At 71.5% G+C, this 17,666-nt stretch carries 15 protein-coding genes and 1 pseudogene; 3 read left to right on the top strand and 13 right to left on the bottom strand.

Annotated elements, in window-relative coordinates; genetic code table 11:
• Nucleotides 1–149 precede the first annotated feature (149 nt).
• The 6 genes from topA to FHU34_RS29760 all read right to left on the bottom strand — a co-directional run bounded on the left by topA (nucleotide 150) and on the right by FHU34_RS29760 (nucleotide 8,232).
• Entirely contained in the window at nucleotides 150–2,999 is a 2,850-nt protein-coding gene (topA, locus tag FHU34_RS29785; protein ID WP_145785964.1) for a type I DNA topoisomerase, read from the bottom strand.
• A 400-nt stretch (nucleotides 3,000–3,399) separates the two neighbouring features.
• A complete protein-coding gene (locus FHU34_RS29780; protein WP_145785963.1) occupies nucleotides 3,400–4,128 on the bottom strand; it encodes a hypothetical protein in 729 nt (242 codons plus the stop codon).
• A complete protein-coding gene (locus FHU34_RS29775; RefSeq protein ID WP_145785962.1) occupies nucleotides 4,119–4,661 on the bottom strand; it encodes a nucleoside/nucleotide kinase family protein in 543 nt (180 codons plus the stop codon). Before FHU34_RS29775 ends, FHU34_RS29780 begins: the two co-directional genes overlap by 10 nt.
• Nucleotides 4,662–4,763: 102 nt before the next feature.
• Nucleotides 4,764–7,124, bottom strand: coding sequence for a sodium-translocating pyrophosphatase (locus tag FHU34_RS29770; RefSeq protein ID WP_145785961.1), 2,361 nt, complete (start codon nucleotides 7,122–7,124; stop codon nucleotides 4,764–4,766).
• 317 nt (nucleotides 7,125–7,441) lie between these two features.
• The gene (locus FHU34_RS29765) at nucleotides 7,442–7,879 is read right to left on the bottom strand and encodes an ATP-binding protein (RefSeq protein WP_030334228.1); all 438 of its coding nucleotides are present in this window, start codon (nucleotides 7,877–7,879) and stop codon (nucleotides 7,442–7,444) included.
• Nucleotides 7,876–8,232: an STAS domain-containing protein gene (locus tag FHU34_RS29760; RefSeq protein ID WP_088986718.1), complete on the bottom strand. Its 357-nt coding sequence runs from the start codon at nucleotides 8,230–8,232 to the stop codon at nucleotides 7,876–7,878. The genes FHU34_RS29765 and FHU34_RS29760 overlap by 4 nt, the downstream gene beginning before the upstream one ends.
• A gap of 188 nt (nucleotides 8,233–8,420) precedes the next feature.
• On the opposite strand from FHU34_RS29760, the gene FHU34_RS29755 reads away from it, so the two are divergent.
• The 3 genes from FHU34_RS29755 to FHU34_RS29745 all read left to right on the top strand — a co-directional run bounded on the left by FHU34_RS29755 (nucleotide 8,421) and on the right by FHU34_RS29745 (nucleotide 11,832).
• Nucleotides 8,421–10,805 (top strand): DEAD/DEAH box helicase, encoded by a 2,385-nt coding sequence (locus FHU34_RS29755; RefSeq protein WP_425280599.1) that lies wholly within the window; start codon nucleotides 8,421–8,423, stop codon nucleotides 10,803–10,805.
• A gap of 96 nt (nucleotides 10,806–10,901) precedes the next feature.
• Nucleotides 10,902–11,111 carry a hypothetical protein gene (locus tag FHU34_RS29750; protein ID WP_145785959.1) on the top strand — a complete coding sequence of 70 codons (210 nt, stop codon included), beginning with the start codon at nucleotides 10,902–10,904 and terminating at the stop codon, nucleotides 11,109–11,111.
• A 142-nt stretch (nucleotides 11,112–11,253) separates the two neighbouring features.
• Entirely contained in the window at nucleotides 11,254–11,832 is a 579-nt protein-coding gene (locus FHU34_RS29745; protein ID WP_145785958.1) for an LURP-one-related family protein, read from the top strand.
• A gap of 345 nt (nucleotides 11,833–12,177) precedes the next feature.
• Here FHU34_RS29745 and FHU34_RS29740 read toward each other — a convergent pair whose 3' ends face one another.
• The 7 genes and pseudogenes from FHU34_RS29740 to ssd form a co-directional block, all read right to left on the bottom strand.
• Nucleotides 12,178–12,585, bottom strand: coding sequence for an Rv3654c family TadE-like protein (locus tag FHU34_RS29740; RefSeq protein WP_145785957.1), 408 nt, complete (start codon nucleotides 12,583–12,585; stop codon nucleotides 12,178–12,180).
• The gene (locus tag FHU34_RS29735; protein WP_167524996.1) at nucleotides 12,585–12,902 is read right to left on the bottom strand and encodes a TadE family type IV pilus minor pilin; all 318 of its coding nucleotides are present in this window, start codon (nucleotides 12,900–12,902) and stop codon (nucleotides 12,585–12,587) included. The genes FHU34_RS29740 and FHU34_RS29735 overlap by 1 nt, the downstream gene beginning before the upstream one ends.
• A 119-nt stretch (nucleotides 12,903–13,021) precedes the next feature.
• Nucleotides 13,022–13,189 carry a DUF4244 domain-containing protein gene (locus FHU34_RS29730; protein WP_088986723.1) on the bottom strand — a complete coding sequence of 56 codons (168 nt, stop codon included), beginning with the start codon at nucleotides 13,187–13,189 and terminating at the stop codon, nucleotides 13,022–13,024.
• Nucleotides 13,190–13,212: 23 nt separating this feature from the next.
• A complete protein-coding gene (locus FHU34_RS29725) occupies nucleotides 13,213–13,890 on the bottom strand; it encodes a type II secretion system F family protein (protein ID WP_145785955.1) in 678 nt (225 codons plus the stop codon).
• A pseudogene (locus FHU34_RS29720) lies at nucleotides 13,887–14,537 on the bottom strand (type II secretion system F family protein); the annotation flags it as partial. The gene FHU34_RS29725 and the pseudogene FHU34_RS29720, both read right to left, overlap by 4 nt.
• A gap of 617 nt (nucleotides 14,538–15,154) precedes the next feature.
• Nucleotides 15,155–16,366, bottom strand: coding sequence for a TadA family conjugal transfer-associated ATPase (locus FHU34_RS29715; protein WP_145785954.1), 1,212 nt, complete (start codon nucleotides 16,364–16,366; stop codon nucleotides 15,155–15,157).
• Nucleotides 16,363–17,466, bottom strand: a complete 1,104-nt coding sequence (gene ssd / locus FHU34_RS29710; protein ID WP_145785953.1) for a septum site-determining protein Ssd — start codon at nucleotides 17,464–17,466, stop codon at nucleotides 16,363–16,365. Before ssd ends, FHU34_RS29715 begins: the two co-directional genes overlap by 4 nt.
• Between the last annotated feature and the right edge of the window lie 200 nt (nucleotides 17,467–17,666).

Below are 17,666 nucleotides of genomic sequence, written 5' to 3'. Positions count from 1 at the left end.
GGACATACGGTACGGCGGTACCGGTGAAACAGCGAAAGTCTCCACGGCGACCGTGACACGGAACACCGGATGACGCAGATCTTGGACAGTTTCCGTCTCGGCGGAACGGAAACTGTCCAAGATCTACAGCGAACCAGGGTGGCGCCGACCTACTCGGTGCTGGTCGCAGCCTTACGCGGGGCGGCCTTCTTGGCCGGGGCCTTCTTGGCCGTCGTCGCCTTCGCGGTGGTGGTCTTCTTCGCGGCGGTCGACTTGCTGGCGGCGGCCGTCTTCTTCGTGGCCGCCGTCTTCTTCGCCGCGGTGGCCTTCTTCGCCGGGGCCTTCTTCGCCGCCGCCTTCTTCCGCGGCGCCGGACCCTTGGCCCGCTTCTCGGCGAGCATCTCGGAGGCTTCCTCGAGGGTCAGCGCCTCCGGCGTCTGCCCGCGTCGCAGCGACGCGTTGAACTCCCCGTCGGTAACGTACGGACCGAAGCGACCGTCCTTGATCACCAGCGGCTTCTCTGTCGCCGGGTCGACGCCCATCTCACGCAGCGGCGGCGCGGCGGCCCGCCGGCCACGGGTCTTCGGAGCGGCCAGCAGGGCCAGCGCCTCGTCCAGGCTGACCGTGAACATCTGCTCTTCGGACTCCAGCGAACGGAACTCCTCGCCCCGCTTGACGTACGGGCCGTAGCGACCGTTGTTGGCGAAGACCTCGACGCCGTCCGGCGCGACACCGATCAACCGGGGCAGGCTGAGCAGCTTGAGTGCCTGCTCCAGGGTCAGCGAGTCCGGTGTCTGCGTACGCAGCAGGGACGACTTGCGCTCGCCGCTGGACACGTACGGGCCGAACCGGCCGGACTTGAGCACGATCGGCTCCCCGGTGGCCGGGTCGTCGCCGAGCTTGCGCTCGCCGCCGCCGCCGAGGAACAGCTCGTGGACCTTCTCCGGGGTCAGCTCGTCCGGGGCGAGGCCCTCGGGGATCGGCGCCCGGTCGCCCTGGGCACCGCCCTCCTCACCCTCGGCGGCCGGTGCCGGCTGCTCGCCGCCGGGCAGTTCCCGTTGCAGGTACGGCCCGTACCGGCCGACCCGGACGACGACCTCACGGCCGTCGTCGTCGGTGAAGAGCGGGATGGAGTTGACGCTGCGGGCGTCGATGTCGCTGAGGTTCTCGGTGACCAGCTTCTTGAGCCCACCGGAGCGGGCGATGTCCTGGTCACCGGCACCGTTGGAGCTGCCGAAGTAGAACGCGGTGAGGAAGTCGACAGCGGCGTGGTCGCCGCCGGCGATCTCGTCGAGCTCGTTCTCCATCGAGGCGGTGAAGTCGTAGTCGATGAGGCGGGGGTAGTGCCGCTCCATCAACCCGATCACCGCGAAGGCCAGGAAGGTCGGGATCATCGCCTGGCCGCGCTTGGTGACGTACCCCCGGTCCTGGATCGTCTGCATGATCGACGCGTAGGTGGACGGGCGGCCGATGCCCAGCTCTTCCAGGGCCTTGACCAGCGACGCCTCCGTGTAGCGCGACGGCGGCTGGGTGTGGTGACCCTGCGCGGCCAACTGGTCGGCGGTCAGCGGCTGGTCCTTGACCAGGTTGGGCAGGCGGCGCTCGGCGTCCTCGGCCTCGGCGTTCTCGTCGTCACTGGACTCGACGTACGCGCGCAGGAAGCCCGGGTCGGTGATCGTCTTACCGGTCGCCCCGAAGTCGGCTTCCTCCTGGGAGGTGGAGACCGCCCGGATGCGCACCGAGACACTGGAACCGACAGCGTCGGTCATCTGCGAGGCGATCGTCCGCCGCCAGATCAGCTCGTAGAGCTTGAACTCCTCGGCCGACAACTCCTTGGCGACCTCGCCCGGGGTGCGGAAGTTGTCCCCCGCCGGGCGGATCGCCTCGTGCGCCTCCTGCGCGTTCTTCACCTTGCCGGTGTAGCGACGCGGCTCCGGCGGCACGCTGCGCTCGCCGTACAGCTCGACGATCTGCCGGCGGGCCGCCGAGATGGCGGTCTCCGACAGGTTCACCGAGTCGGTACGCATATAGGTGATGTAGCCGTTCTCGTACAGCCGCTGGGCGGTGCGCATCGTCTGCTGCGACGACAGGCGCAGCTTGCGGGCCGCCTCCTGCTGGAGGGTCGAGGTGATGAACGGCGCGTACGGGCGGCGACGGTAGGGCTTCTCCTCGACCCGGGTGACGGTGAACGGCCGCCCCTCCAGTCGGGCCGCCAGCCCACGAGCGCCGCCCTCGTCGAGGTGCACGACGCCCGCGCCGGGCTTCACCTTGCCGGTGGTCGGCTCGAAGTCCTTACCGGTGGCGATCCGGTCGCCGTTCAACGCGATCAGGGTGGCGTTGAAGGCGCGCGGGCCCTCGCCGGCGTCGGCCACGGCGAGGGTGGCCAGGATGTCCCAGTATTCGGCGGTGCGGAACGCCATCCGCTGCCGCTCCCGCTCGACCACGATGCGGGTCGCCACGGACTGCACCCGGCCGGCCGAGAGCTTCGGCATGACCTTCTTCCACAGCACCGGGGAGACCTCGTAGCCGTAGAGCCGGTCGAGGATCCGCCGTGCCTCCTGGGCGTCGACCAGGTCGCGGTCGATCTCCCGGGGGTTGGCGACGGCCGCCTGGATCGCCGGCTTGGTGATCTCGTGGAAGACCATCCGCTTGACCGGGACCTTGGGCTTGAGCGTCTCGACCAGGTGCCAGGCGATCGCCTCGCCCTCGCGGTCCTCATCCGTCGCCAGGAAGATCTCGTCGACCTCCTTGGCCAGCTTCACCAGCTTGCTGATCTGCTGCTTGCGGTCGGCGGAGACGACGTAGAGCGCGTGGAAGCCGTTGTCCACGTCCACCCCGAGCCGGGCCCAGGGCTCACCCTTGTACTTGGCCGGCACGTCGGCGGCGTTACGCGGCAGGTCGCGGACGTGACCGAAGCTGGCCTCCACGACGTACCCCGGGCCAAGGTAGCCCGAGATCGTCTTGGCCTTCGCCGGTGACTCGACGATGACCAGACGGGTGGTTCCAGCGTTGCTAGGCACGTCTCTCCCCGACCTCACTCCTGCTCGTGGCCTGCCGGCGCCCGGGCAGCGACCGCTTTCGACCCCGCCGTCGCACCGACGGTCCGGATGTCCAACGTAACGCGCCGCCCACGTTTCGGGTTTCGGGGGCGGTAAACCGCTTCGGCACTGCCGGACGGCGCCACCGTACACCGTGGGTAGGGCTCCGAGAGGGTCACCGTGACGATCCCGGGCCCTCAGGCAAGGTCCAACCCGCCCGTTCCCGCCCGGATTCCCCGGCCCAATGTCCAACACCAGACACCCGGCCGCCGCCCCGAACCGTGGTCGATCATGGACTTGTGGTGGGCGTTTTAGCCCTCAACGAGCAGTAGGTCCCCACCACAACTCCATGATCGACGCGTTGAGGGGGGTGCGGGGGTGGTTAGGGGCGCGTGGGGGGCCAGGCGGTGGGGGGCGCTGCGCGCGGTGGCGCGCCGACCAACTCGGCTAGCCGGGCCAACCGGCGGCGGCCGGTGATCCGGTACGCCGGGCCGCCCTCCCCCGGGCCGAGCAGCTTCCCCGCCAGCCCCGCCGCGGCGAGCGCGACGCCGATCGGCTCCCAGCACTCCTGCTCGTCGGCGCCCAGCCACAACAGGAAGCCATCGGGAGGCTCCGGCGTACCGGCGGCGGCGAGCCACAGCCGCAACCTCCGCCCGGTCAGGTGGAAGGTGGCCGGCGGGCGCTTCGTCGAACCGTGCAGCCAGGCGACCGCGAGCGGCTTCAGGACCCGGGTGTACGACGTACGGACGGCGTGCCGCTCGCCCTCGGTCGGCTCCCAGCTCGCCGCCAACCCCCGTGCCGCTAACTCGGCGACGAGCACGTGCACCCGCCACGCGGCGTCCACCTGCACCGAGAGACGGGCGGTACCACCCATCCGGACCACCTCGCCCGGCCCGGCGAGCAACCCGGCCAGGTCGGCGACCGCAGGTTCGGCTGCCTCAGCGCCGAAGAAGACAAGTTGCCGGCCGGCTTCGTCACCCTGGGAGGAAGGACCGTTGCGGGCCGGGCCGCCGCGCCGTCGTGCGGGTGTGGGCGCGTCCGCCTCGGGCGCGGGGAACAGCGCCGGGGGCGGTTCCGCCTTCGGAGTGTCACCGAACCCGCTCAGCGACACTCCGGCACCTCGTCGAAGGCCTGTTTCAACTCCTCGGAGTTGAGCTTGCTGGTGTCCAGCGCGCTGGCGTCGTACTCCTTGTTGAGGGTCTCCACCGCGGCCCGCACGCCGTCGTAGAAGACGGTCGGCTCGCCGGTGCCCAGCCCGTCGATGGTGTCCCGGGCGCGGCCGTAGGCGTCCCGCATCTTCCCCAGCGAGCTGCGGAAACCCGCCGAGATCGCCTCGCCGTTGTCGGTCTCCGGGATGCCCGCCTGCTCCACCTTGCGGCGTGCGGCCTCGCTGGCCTGCGCCGCCCCGCCGAAGAGCCGCACCAGGTTCTCCTTGGCCTGTGCCGGTGTGGTCTGCGCGGTCATCTGCTCGTCCGTGCTGCTGGTCAGCTTGCTGATCTCGGACCGCCACGGGGTGAGCGCACCGCAGACCGATGCCGCCCACGCACGTGGGCTGGGCCCGCCGCCGCAACCGGCGAGTACGACGACGATCGTGGCCAGGACCACCGTGAACCTTCCGGCGGCAGACGCCCGGCACGTACGCATGCGTTGCAGCGTACGGCCTTCGGCGAGGTGTGGCACCGGGCCGGACGGCCGGGGTCCCCGGTCGACGCGTACGTCGACCGGGGACCCCTCGCCCATGCCAGGTCAGGCGTTGACCGTCTCCGGCCGGTGGTCGGTGCTGCCCGCGCCGGTGTTGCCGTCGGCGTCGGAGTCGGACATCGCGATGCCCTTGCGCTTGCTGAACACCACCGACGCCACGATGATCAGCGTCGCCACCAAGGCGATGCCGATCCGCAGGCCGACGTTGCGGTCGTCGCCGACGCTCCAGGCCACCACGGCGGGTGCGATCAGCAGCGAGACCAGGTTCATCACCTTGATCAGCGGGTTGATCGCCGGGCCGGCGGTGTCCTTGAACGGGTCACCGACGGTGTCGCCGATGACCGTGGCGGCGTGCGACTCGGAGCCCTTGCCGCCGTACGCGCCGTCCTCGACCAGCTTCTTGGCGTTGTCCCAGGCCCCACCGGAGTTGGACAGGAACACCGCCATCAGCGTGCCGGCACCGATCGCACCGGCCAGGTACGCCGCGAGCGCGCCCGGCCCGAGGCCGAAGCCGACAGCGATCGGCGCCAGGATGGCGAGCAGACCGGGGGTCATCAGCTCGCGCTGCGCGTCCCGGGTGCAGATGTCGACGACCTTGCCGTACTCCGGGCGCTGGGTGCGGTCCATGATGCCGGGCAGCTCACGGAACTGCCGGCGGACCTCCATCACCACGGCACCGGCCGAGCGGGACACCGCGTTGATGGCCAGACCGGAGAAGAGGAAGACCACCGCCGCACCGATGATCAGGCCGACCAGGTTGCGCGGGTTCGCCACGTTCAGCGCGTTGAGGATCTCGTTGCCGACGTCGTTCACACCGGCGGTCGCGTACGCGCTGCTGAGCGTGTCGGTGTACGAGCCAAACAGCGCGGTCGCGGCGAGCACGGCCGTGGCGATCGCGATGCCCTTGGTGATCGCCTTGGTGGTGTTGCCGACCGCGTCCAGCTCGGTCAGCGTGCGCGCGCCGTGCTCGTCGATGTCACCGGACATCTCGGCGATGCCCTGGGCGTTGTCGGAGATCGGCCCGAAGGTGTCCATCGCCACGATCACGCCGACAGTGGTGAGCAGGCCGGTGCCGGCCAGCGCCACCGCGAACAGCGACAGCGTGATGGAGCTGCCGCCGAGCAGGAAGGCGCCGAAGACGCCTGCGCCGATGAGCAGCGCCGAGTAGACCGCCGACTCCAGGCCGATGCTGATGCCGGCCAGGATGACGGTGGCGGCGCCGGTCTGCGAGCTCTTGCCGATGTCCTGCACCGGTCGCCTGTTGGTCTCGGTGAAGTAGCCGGTCAACGCCTGGATCGCGGCGGCCAGCACGATACCGATCACGACCGCGCCGATGGCCACCAGTCGCGGGTTGCCGGGCGCGTCGGTCAGTCCACTGTCGAACTCGCCGAAGGTCGCCGGGAGGTACGCGTAGGCGGCGATCGCCACCAGCACCGCGGAGAGCACCGCCGACAGGTAGAAGGCACGGTTGATGGCGGTCAGACCACTGCGGTCGGACGCCCGCAGCCGGGTGATGAAGACGCCGACGATCGCGATCAGCACGCCGATGGTGGAGATGATCAGCGGGAAGACCAGGCCCTCCTCGCCGAACGCGGCCCGGCCGAGGATCAGCGCGGCGACAAGCGTCACCGCGTACGACTCGAACAGGTCGGCGGCCATGCCGGCGCAGTCACCGACGTTGTCGCCGACGTTGTCGGCGATGGTGGCGGCGTTGCGCGGGTCGTCCTCGGGGATGCCCTGCTCGACCTTTCCGACCAGGTCGGCGCCGACGTCGGCGGCCTTGGTGAAGATGCCGCCGCCGACCCGCATGAACATCGCGAGCAGCGCGGCACCGAAGCCGAAGCCTTCCAGCACGGTCGGCGCGTCACCCCGGTAGACGAGGACGACGAGCGCGGCGCCGAAGAGGCCGAGGCCGACGGTGAGGAAGCCGACGACACCACCGGTCCGGAACGCGATCTTCATGGCGGCCTCGCGGCCACCTTCGCGCTCTCTCGCGGCGGCGGCAACCCGCAGGTTGGCGCGGGTGGCCAACCACATGCCGGCACCACCGATGAACGCGCTGAACAGCGCGCCAACCACGAAGAACGCCGACCGGCCGATCTTCACTGCCAACTCACTGCCGTCGGTGTCGTGCACCGGCAGCAGGAAGAGCAGCACCACCGCGACGACCACGAAGATCGCCAGGGTACGGAACTGGCGGAGCAGGTAGGCCGAGGCGCCCTCCTGGACGGCCCCCGAGATCTCCTGCATTTTCTCGGTGCCCTTACCAGCGGCCAGCACCGTTTTCGTCAGGGCGGCAGCGAAACCGAGCGCCACCAGCGCGACAACCGCGGCGATGACGACGTAGGTGACATTGCTTCCGGTAAGGGAAAGCCCGCCGCCGTCGGCGGCCAAGGTCTCGGACATCTGTGTCCTCCTGTTACCGAACAATCGCGCCGGTGAGTGGAGACGCACTGACCGACGCCTGGATGCGGACTCGCAAGCGCGCGCCAACCCACCAGCGGACCAGCGATGAACACCCATACCCGCTGGCTGCGGGATGGGTCACTTGCTGACAACCCGGGTACTGTAGCCCTCCGCAGTGTTGGAGGTCACACCCAGGTGGCACCGTGTCGCGATGATCTTCGTCGCTGTGTTATGAAACGAAATCTGATATAGGGCCCGATCCATGCAAAGAAGGCCGCATCCCCAGCAGGGGACGCGGCCTACGCAGCGGAACTGGGTCAGCGGCCGACCGGCCACACCATCCGCACCTCGGTGCCGATGCCCTCGTCGACCGGGCGCACCTGAAGGTCCTCGACGAACCCGGCGAGCAGCGCGAAGCCGACGCCGGTGGTCAGCGCCTCGTCGGTGAGCGACTCGTTGGCCAGCTCGTCCGGCGGCAACGCGGTCAGACCGATGCCCGCCTCGATCGGCGCCCGGTCCACCACCCGCACCGCGTACGAGCCACCGTCGGACATCTCCACCAGCACCGGGTCGGCGAGGCCGTACTGCCGGTGCAGGGCCACCGCCCGGGTGCACGCCTCGCCGATGGCCAGGCGCACCTCGTCCAGCAGGTCCTCCCGGACCCCGGCACGCCGGGCGACGGCGACGCCGACCAACCGGGCGGTGCGCACGTGCACCGGGGCGGGCGAGAACGAGAGCTTGACTGTCGCCATCACGCGCCGGCGCCCGCCGGGTCGGCGCTGATCGCCGCGTCGACCGTCGGGTGCAGCGGGAACACCTGGTCCAGTGCGGTGATCCGGAAGATCTTGAGCAACGGCTCCTTGTCACAGACCAGCGCGAACGAACCGCCGGCCGACCGGAGCCGCTTGAGCGCGCCGACCAGCACGCCCAGCCCGGTGGAGTCGAGGAAGTCCACCCGACCGAGGTCGACCACCACGTGACGGGCGCCACCGTCGATCAACTCGAGGAGTCGTTCGCGGAGTCGGGGCGCGGTGTAGACGTCCACCTCACCACCGACCTCGAGCACCGTGTGCTCACCCACGGTGCGCGTCGCCAGCGACAGCTCCATCGGTCCTCCTCGCCAGAGCCGTAAACTCTCGTGGGCATCTAACCACTACCGCCGGCACGGCCTGCGAACGCCAGCGGAAGCTTCCCCTTACCCCGGTGTCCGACTTTTCATCTCCGAACACCAGTGCGAGAGTGCAGGGCGTGACCACCAACGACTTCAGCGCTGCGCGTCCCACGCCGCGCCACGACCTGGAGTCGTCGTCGCCGGCCACCGTATCCGCTGGTCACGGCCCGGGGCCAGCGCCGGCCGACCTGCTGCGCCGGCTACGCGCCCGAGGCGCCGGAGACCCGGTCACCCACGTGGAACGGGTGCCGGCACGCGCCGGGGTGCCCGCGCCCTGGCCGTCCTGGGCACCAGCGGAGCTCCGCGCCGCGTTCACCCGGCGTGGCGTGGTCGCGCCGTGGCAGCACCAGGCCCAGGCGGCCACCCTGGCGTACGAGGGCGACCATGTGGTGGTCGCCACCGGCACCGCATCCGGCAAGTCGCTGGCGTACCAGCTCCCGGCCCTGGCCACCCTGCTCGCCGACCCCCGGGCCACGGTGCTCTACCTGGCACCGACCAAGGCCCTCGCCGCCGACCAGCTGCGGGCCGTCGCCGCGCTGGAGCTGGAGGGGGTACGCCCCGCCTGCTACGACGGGGACACTCCGCGCGCCGAGCGGGAGTGGATCCGCCGGCACTCCCGGTTCGTGCTGACCAACCCGGACATGCTGCACCACGGCATCCTGCCGGGGCATGCCCAGTGGTCCGGTTTCCTTCGCCGACTCGCGTACGTGGTGATCGACGAATGCCACACCTACCGTGGGGTGTTCGGCTCGCACGTGGCGCACGTGCTGCGTCGGCTTCGCCGGCAGTGCGCCCGGTTCGGGGCCACCCCGGTCTTCGTGCTCGCCTCCGCGACCTCCGGTGACCCGGCCACCGCAGCCGGACGGCTGACCGGGCTGCCGGTGACGGCTGTCACCGAGGACGCGTCGCCGCGCGGCGGGGTGACCTTCGCACTCTGGGAGCCGCCGCTGCTTCCCCCCGACTCCGGCGCCGCTCCCCCCGACTCTTCCTCGGTGCCCGGCCAGGCAGCCGGCGACCACGACGACCTTCGGCAGGTCCGCCGGTCGGCGCTGCGCGAAACCGCGGACCTGCTCGCCGACACGGTCGCCGAGGGGGTACGCACACTCGCGTTCGTCCGCTCCCGCAAGGGTGCCGAGGTCGTGGCGGCCAACGCCCGTCGGTCGCTGGACGACGCGGTCCCGGGGCTCGGTGGCCGGGTGGCCGCCTACCGGGGTGGCTACCTGCGCGAGGAGCGGCGTGAGCTGGAACGGGCGCTGCTGCACGGTGACCTGCTCGGCCTGGCCTCCACCAACGCACTTGAGTTGGGCGTGGACCTGGTCGGGTTGGACGCGGTGCTGATCTGCGGCTACCCGGGCACCCGGGCGTCGCTGTGGCAGCAGGCGGGCCGCGCCGGGCGTTCCGGGCAGGAGGCCCTCGCGGTACTGGTAGCCCGGGACGACCCACTGGACACCTACCTGGTGCACCACCCGGAGGCGATCTTCGGGGCGCCGGTAGAGGCGACGGTCCTCGACCCGGCCAACCGGTACGTGCTGGCACCACAGCTCGCCTGCGCCGCTGTCGAGGCCCCGCTCACCCCAGCCGACCTGGTGCTCTTCGGGGACGGGGCGAAGGAGGCAGTTGACGAGCTGGTGGCGGCCGGCGCGCTACGGCAGCGGCCCACCGGCTGGTACTGGCGGCACCGGGAACGCCCCGAGGTGGACCTACGCGGCGAGGGCGGCGCACCGATCGCCGTGGTGGAGTCGTCGACCGGGCGGCTGCTGGGCACGGTCGACGGCGGCTCCTCGCACTTCCTGCTGCACCCCGGCGCGGTCTACCTGCACCAGGGCGTCTCGTACGTGGTGGACGAGCTGGACCTGGCCGACGGCTGCGCGTTGGTGCACGTCGAGGAGCCGGACTGGTCCACCCACGCACGCGACGTCACCGACCTGTCGGTCGTGTCGGTGCGCTCGTACGTGGACGCCGGACCGGTCGGCATGTTCCTCGGCGAGGTGGACGTGACCAGTCAGGTCGTGTCGTACCAGCGGCGGCGGATCGCCACCGGCGAAGTGATCGACACCCGGCCGCTCGACCTGCCCGCCCGGGAACTGCGCACGGTGGCGGTCTGGTTCACCCTCTCACCGCAGTCGTTGGCTCTTGCCGGAGTCCAGTCGGCCGACGTACCGGGTGCGCTGCACGCCGCCGAACACGCCGCGATCGGCCTGCTACCGCTGATGGCGACCTGCGACAGGTGGGACATCGGCGGGCTCTCCACCGCCGTGCACGCGGACACCGAGGCACCGACCGTCTTCGTCTACGACGGGCACCCGGGTGGCGCCGGGTTCGCCGAGCGGGCGTACGGAACGGCGTCGGCGTGGCTGCGGGCGACACGGGACGCGATCGCGGAATGCGGTTGCGAGACCGGCTGCCCGTCCTGCGTACAGTCACCGAAGTGCGGAAACGGCAACAATCCGCTCTCCAAACCGGACGCGATCCGGGTGCTCGACGTGGTGTTGGCGAACCTGCCCGAGTAGCCGGTTGCATGAATCGGCTCGGCACTGGGCACAATGACATGGGAGCGCTTCCATCGATGTCCATGCTGTTGATTTCCCCGTGCCCGAGGAGAAGCCGTGGCCGACACGATTGCCGAAACCGTCGACCTGCTCTACACCATCGACCAGGACCATCTCACCCTCGACCAGCAGATCGCGCTCGGGTCGGCGATGGCCGCCCTGGCTCAGGCGGAACGGCTGGAGCTGATCAACGAGCGGCTGCGGGTGATCCACCAGGTCCTCAACACCTGGGCGGTGCGCGCCGCGACCACCCCTGACGGCCGCTGAGACTCCCCGGCTCCCCGACACGGGCAGCGGGGTGCCGGGTAGCTCATCGACCGCCCGACATCCGGTGTTCGTCGATGGCGGGGAGCGCGACGTTTGTCGAGCTGTGCGAGACTCCGGCGCACAGTCCCCCTGAGGAGATCAGATGCAGCTCGACAACTTGCAAGGTCAGCACCAGTTCCACGTTCGCCAGCGACTGCGCATGATGGTCAACCAGTACGAGGTCCGGGCCGTCGCCGCGGACGGCACCGAGGGTGAGCTGCTGGCGTTCGCGCAGCAGAAGCGCCTCGCCTTCAAGGAGCAGGTGACGATCTACACCGACGACTCCAAGCAGCAGCCCCTGCTCGGCTTCAAGGCTCGCCAGCGCCTCGACCTCGGCGCCACGTACGACGTCACCGACGCCGCCGGCAACCCGATCGGGCTGTTCCGCAAGGACTTCGCCCAGTCGTTGCTCCGTTCCACCTGGCACGTCGAGCAGGCCGGCCTTCCGCAGGTGACCGGCCAGGAGCGCAGCATGCCGGTGGCACTGCTGCGCCGCTTCGTCGACTCGCTGTCCTGGTTGCCGTACCACTTCGACTTCACCGCCGGCGGCCAGCCGGTCTTCACCGTGGTCAAGAAGTGGGGCCTGCGCGACAAGTACGTCGTCGAGGTGCAGAACCCCCAGATCGACCGCCGTCTGGTCATCGCGATGGCCGTCGCCCTCGACGCGCTCCAGGCCCGCTGACCGACCGGGCCTCACATCTCTCGGGCTGCTGGCCGGGGCACGGCCCCTGCCCCTGATCCCCGGCCAGCGGGCCCGCGCGGCGGCACGCCCCCCGAACGCCCCGGTGTCCCGCGCACCCACCGCCCCTGTCGCTGGCGCTGGCGTTCCCTCAATCGGCGGCCGTCACGGGCTCGGTCACCGGTTGGGGTCGGGCGGGGTAGCACCCCCCTTTAGAGCTGATGTCGTAAACGCATCGCGCCTGATGTCGTATGCGGTTCAGCTCCAAAGCGGTACCCAAGCTGATCGGGGCCCGAGTGCACGGGCGGAGTTGCCCCGGCGGCTTCCGCAGCAGCACTGCCTGCGCGTTCAGGCGCGTACCGGGCCGGCTCGGGCCGTCGATGTGGCGACCCGGGTCAGTCCGGGAAGTGGTGTGAACGCCACCTCGACGGTCACCAGCACATCGAGCCCGTCGAGGTGACAGCCGACCATCCGGCCAGCATTGCGGGCGACGATGTCGGCAGCGGACGCGCAGGCCGCCACATCCCCGTCGAGCGCCATGGCGGCTCCGGCCAGCGCGCCGAGATCGGCTGCCACCATCGCCCGCTGATCGGCCATTCCGGCGACGGCGATGGCAGCGCCGAACGTCCCGAACAGCACGAGGACCAACCCCATCGCCAGCAGCAGGACAGTCGCACCGCCCCGCTGCCCGTCCTGGCTGCCCTGGTCGACCCGCTCGGTGTCGGCTCCACGCCCGACGCGGACTGACCTGCACATTACGAGTGCCCTTCGGCGACGCCTGGTTCCACGGCGGCGACGGCGGTCGCGACGACGGTGATCCGTGGTAGCCGACCGCCCAGCGTGCGGACGGGCGCGCGCACCGTCGCCCGCACCCGGCCGCCGTCGACGGACACCGACACCTCCGCCGCTGGCGGTGCCGCGCGCCCCGCCGCAGCGCTGCCGTCCTCACCGCGGGCGGCGGCCAACGCAGCCTCCCGGGCCGCGTGGAGGCAGCTCGCCTGTGCGCTGACGGCGTTGACCGAGGTCAGGCCAGCCAGCAGGAGCAGGAGAAGCGCCGGCAGGCCGGCCGCCAGTTCGGCGGTGAACGACCCTCGGTCCCCGCGAGCGGCCGATTGAACGGTTCCCCACCCGCCGCGGCCAGCCCGCCCCGAGGTGCCAGGCCGTGGACGGCGGCCGGCCTGCCGGCGCCTGCTCACTTCAGTGCCCGGTCGATGACTGCGGTCAACGCCGACTGGACGTTGCCGGAGGTCAGCACCTTCAACAGGATGCCGGCGAAGGCGACCGCCGCGAGCGTGCCGACCGCGTACTCGGCCGTGTTCATCCCGGCGTCCCCGCGCAGGCGGGCGAGCATTTTGCGCATGACTGTTTCCTTTCTCGTTGTGGTCAGAGCACGTCGCCGAGGACAGCGACGATCACCGGCACCAGGCCGGCGAGAATGAACGCCGGCAGGAAGCAGAGCCCCAGCGGCAGGACGATGAGCACCCCTGCCCGGCGTGCGGACGCCTCGGCGGCGGTGGCCCGGTCGGCACGCAGGTCGTCGGCGAGCCGGGTCATCGCCCCGGCCAGGGCAGCACCGCTGTTGGCCGAACGCAACGCCGCTGCCGTCATGCGGTCCGCACCGGGTATTCCGTCCAACGCGGACCACGCCTCCGCCGGGCCACCGCCGAGCAGGAGCGTGCGGCCGACACGGGACAGGCGACCGGCGAGCGGCCCGTCCAGCGTCTCGGCTACGGCCAGAATCGAGCGGTCGACCGGGGCACCCGCGCGCATTGCCGCAGCGAGAAGATCAGCAGCGAGCGGCAGGTCGGCCGCCTCCTGGAGCCGCCGCTTGCGGGCACTAGGGGACTCGATCCGCCGCAGGAGACGATCCAGCAGGAATGCGGTCGGGACCCCGCCCAGCAACCCGAACCAGCCACCGACGACGACTGCCACGGCAAGCCCACCCAGCGCTGCCGCGAGTCGGATCGTGTCCGGCCGCAGCATCGAGGATGCGCTGCGCTTGCCAGTCGAGCTGCGTCGACTCGCTGTGCCGCGTTGGCTCGTCGGGCTCCTGGGCGTCATCCGGTCCGCCCCGGTGTCGCGCTCAGTCGTTCTGCCCAGAGAAGGCCCACGACCTGCAGGGCGACGGCGAGAACCGCACAGGCCCCACCGACCCTGCTGTGCAGGAGCACCGCCACCGGGTCGACGCCGATGCCGTACCCGAGCCCGATCCCTCCGACCGGCAGCGCCGCCAGTAACCAGGCCGTGGCTCGGGCGCCGGCCGCCTGTGCCGCTGCGGCGGCCAGACCTCGGTCGGTCGCCCGAGCGTCCGCCTCGATCCGCTCGACGAGCTCCGCGAGCGGAGCGCCGGTCCGGTCCGCCAGTCGTACCGCTGCTGAAATCAGCTGACGCAGCCGGTCCGGCCCGTCGGCGGCGACGTCGAGCACGTGTGGGACTGGCAGGCCGGCCCGGAGGTCCGCCGCGAGGCCGCAGAGTTGGTCCAGCCCGCGTCGTCGGACCTGTTCGGTGCTTCGGTTCGTTCGCCAACGCAGCGCGGCACGTACTGCCAACGTGCCGTAGCTGGCCAACGCGACCGCGGTCACCGGGCCACCGACCACGGCGCCGACGCCACCGCCCAGGAGGCCGGCCAACGGCAACACACGTGCCGTCGGCCGCATGGTCCGCGCTCCCGCGATGACGCTCGGCCCGCTGATCATCGTGTCGGCCATCCGCTGGTCACCGGGCTCAACATCGCCGCTCCCCTCGGCCCCGGGCGAGCTGAACAAGGCGCTCCGGGAGCCCGCTGCCACGTCTTGCCGCTCGACGGATGACGCTGGGCCCTCGACGTCGACCACGTCTACGGCGTCGATCGCAATGGCTGCCACCGTCGCGCCGCCCCCACGTCCTGCGTCTGAGGTCGTGGCCTCCGGTCGGGGGGTGCCGGCTGGCCGCCGAGGGTCCCGGCGGGTCGGCGGACGTGTCGGGCCCGCCGGACCAGTCGACCTCACGGACCCGCCCGGTCCGGCCGGCCCGCCCAGCTCCCCGGGCCAGCCTGGTCTCCCGGTGGCATCCCGGGCCGGCCAGCCGAGGGCTGCCGATGTCACGCTGGGCTGTGGCTGGTAGGCGATGCCGACCGGACGGCCCACGGTCGGCGAGTCGCCAGCTCCGTCCGGTGTACGACCGAGTTCCCGGATCCACTCCACCAGTGCCTCGTCCGGGTCGGCCCCGGCCTTCCCGCGTCCCGTCTCCAACACGCGACGTCGGCGGGCTCGGACGCTCTGCACCGGCCACGCCACCAGGGCAGCGGCCACCAGGAGCAGCGCCGCCACCACCAGCGCCCCGCTGGTCATGCCGGGCCTGCCGATCCGGGCCACGGCTCGCTGAGGATCGGCGGCACCGCCACCCCGCGCTCCCGCAGCAGCGCCCCGAGCGCGCGGGCGGCCAACCCGAGGCCGCTGCCACGCACCCAGGCGGGCACCACGGTCACCAGGCGCTCAGGCCCCTCCGGCAGCAGCAGGCAGACCGACTCCAGGACACGCCCCCGGTCGCCTCGTCGCACCTGAAACAGCACCTGCAGGGCAGCAGTGACCTGGGCGTGCAGCGCGGCGCGGGGCAGGCCGCCCAGCATGCCCAGGGCCTCCAACCGGGCCGGCACGTCGGACGGGGTGTTGGCGTGCAGCGTGCCCGCGCCTCCGTCGTGGCCGGTGTTGAGGGCACCCAGCAGGTCGACCACCTCACCACCCCGGCACTCCCCGACCACCAGGCGGTCCGGCCGCATCCGCAGGGCCTGCCGGACCAGGTCGCCCAGGCCGACGACACCCGATCCCTCCACATTGGCGGTACGCGCCTGGAGCCCCACCACGTGCGGATGACCTGGCCGCAGCTCGGCGGCGTCCTCCACCAGCACGATGCGCTCGGTGGCGGGCACCATGCCCAGCAGCGTGTTGAGCAGCGTCGTCTTACCGGACCCCGTCCCACCTGTCACCAGGTACGCCAGTCGGGCAGCGACGACGGCGGCGAGCAGCGGTGCCACAGGTCGAGGCACCGTCCCCTGACGTACCAGCTCGTCGAGGGTGAACGGTCGGTGCCGAAAGGTCCGCAGGGACAGGTACGGACCTTCGGTCGCCACCGGCGGCAGCACGGCGTGCAGCCGAGTGCCGTCGGGAAGCCGCGCATCCGCGTACGGAGATCCGTCGTCCAGCCTCCGGCCGGCGCTGGCAATCAACCGCTGCGCCAGCCGGCGTACGTCCTCGACCGAGCCCACCGGCACCGCGACCTGTTGCAGCCCCGAACCACGGTCGACCCACACCCGCGTCCCGTTGACCAGGACGTCGGTCACCTCCGGGTCGGCGAGCAGCGGAGCCAGCGGCCCGGCGCCCACGAGGTCGTCGCGCACCCGGTCGGCGATCCGCAGCACTGCGGTGTCGCCGAGTACCGCGGCGTTGGGCTCGGCCCGTACCGCGGACACGATCGCCGCCGGCGTCACGGGAGTGGTGGCGGCGGCGATGCGCTGTCGTACGCGGGCGGCGAGGTTGCCGTCCTCCGGCCGGCCGGTCATGCCGCACCTGCCGACGGCACGCCGGTGAGGTCGGCGACGATCCGTTGGCAGAGTGCGGCAAGAGGTCCTTTGCCCGCGGCAGCGGGTGCCTCACCTCGTTCCAGCCCTCGGCACAGCCCCGGCTCGGGACGCAGCGTGCCCGCCAGTGGAAGACCAAGAGCCCGTGCGACCTCGGCCGCGCGTAGCCGACCGGGGGCGGGCCCGCGCACCACCACCGAGAGCGCCGCGCAGTGCGGGGCGGCGGCGGCCACTACTCGCGCCGCCGCAGCGGTGGCCCGCAGCTCGGCCGGGACGACGACGAACGCCTGGTCGGTCGACTGCAACGCCACCACTGCCGCGTCGTCCAACTGTCGAGGCAGGTCGACCACAACGAAGTCCCGCCCGCGCCGGGCGGCGTCCACTGTCGCCGCCATCGCCGCCGCCGGCAGGGCCAGCATCTCGCCGCGATCCCAGGAGAGCACCACCAGGTCACCTCGACTGGGCAGGGCCTGCACCAGCGCCGGGGCGTCCACCCGCCCGTCCGCGCCGGTGAGCGACGGCCACCGCAGCCCTTCCAACTGTTCCCAGCCCAGCACGAGGTCGAGGCCACCACCGAGGGGATCGGCGTCGACCAGCAGAGTGCGTAACCGGGCCCGCGCGGCGGTCACGGCCAGGCCACCGGCCAGGACGCTCGCACCGGCACCGCCCCGACCGCCGAAGACCGCGACGACCCGGGCCCCCACGCCGTCCGGACCGTCCGAGCCCTGTTCGGCGAACCGGTCCACCAGCCACGATTCCGCGGCGGGCAGCATGGCGACGTACTCGGCCCCTATCAGCTCGGCGATCTGCCAATCGGGGTCGAGCTGACCGGCCCGACCGACCAGCACCAGCCGGGGTCGCTGCGGCAACCGGGCACGCAGACATGCCTGCGCCTGGTCGATGCCGAGCATCACCAGCGGCGCGGGAACCCATCGGGTACGCGCGGCCGCCGGGTCGCGGGCGAGTTCCACCTCGGTCCCGCCTGCGGCGGCGAGCCGGAGCACGTCATCGAGCAGATCGTCGTCGCCGGTGATGACCAGCGGAAGCCGGCGGATCGGCGGGACGGAGGTACGGGATGGCATCGCGGCCTCCAGCGGTCGGGCTCTGGTATGCCGCCGACCCTGCTCGGAATCCGCCCCACGAACCTCCCCGACCGTGTCGCTTGTGGACAACCGGGCGGGCTGTGGACAACACCCATGACAGCAATTGATCTGCTACGGGTGCGCACGTTTGTGCAGCTGAAGCGGTTGTCGACATCGACAGCGGGACCGCTCCCGAAAGA

The organism is Micromonospora taraxaci (assembly GCF_007830095.1).
GTDB classification, from domain to species: Bacteria; Actinomycetota; Actinomycetes; order Mycobacteriales; family Micromonosporaceae; genus Micromonospora; species Micromonospora taraxaci.
This window is presented reverse-complemented; position numbering and strand designations above follow the sequence as displayed.

Bases quoted from the DNA above. Each gene is read 5' to 3' on its own strand.
- FHU34_RS29775 (WP_145785962.1), bottom strand. From the start codon at position 4,661: ATGCGTACGTGCCGGGCGTCTGCCGCCGGAAGGTTCACGGTGGTCCTG.
- FHU34_RS29770 (WP_145785961.1), bottom strand. From the start codon at position 7,124: ATGTCCGAGACCTTGGCCGCCGACGGCGGCGGGCTTTCCCTTACCGGA.
- FHU34_RS29760 (WP_088986718.1), bottom strand. From the start codon at position 8,232: ATGGAGCTGTCGCTGGCGACGCGCACCGTGGGTGAGCACACGGTGCTC.
- FHU34_RS29745 (WP_145785958.1), top strand. From the start codon at position 11,254: ATGCAGCTCGACAACTTGCAAGGTCAGCACCAGTTCCACGTTCGCCAG.
- FHU34_RS29740 (WP_145785957.1), bottom strand. From the start codon at position 12,585: ATGTGCAGGTCAGTCCGCGTCGGGCGTGGAGCCGACACCGAGCGGGTC.
- FHU34_RS29730 (WP_088986723.1), bottom strand. From the start codon at position 13,189: ATGCGCAAAATGCTCGCCCGCCTGCGCGGGGACGCCGGGATGAACACG.
- FHU34_RS29725 (WP_145785955.1), bottom strand. From the start codon at position 13,890: ATGACGCCCAGGAGCCCGACGAGCCAACGCGGCACAGCGAGTCGACGC.
- FHU34_RS29715 (WP_145785954.1), bottom strand. From the start codon at position 16,366: ATGACCGGCCGGCCGGAGGACGGCAACCTCGCCGCCCGCGTACGACAG.
- ssd (WP_145785953.1), bottom strand. From the start codon at position 17,466: ATGCCATCCCGTACCTCCGTCCCGCCGATCCGCCGGCTTCCGCTGGTC.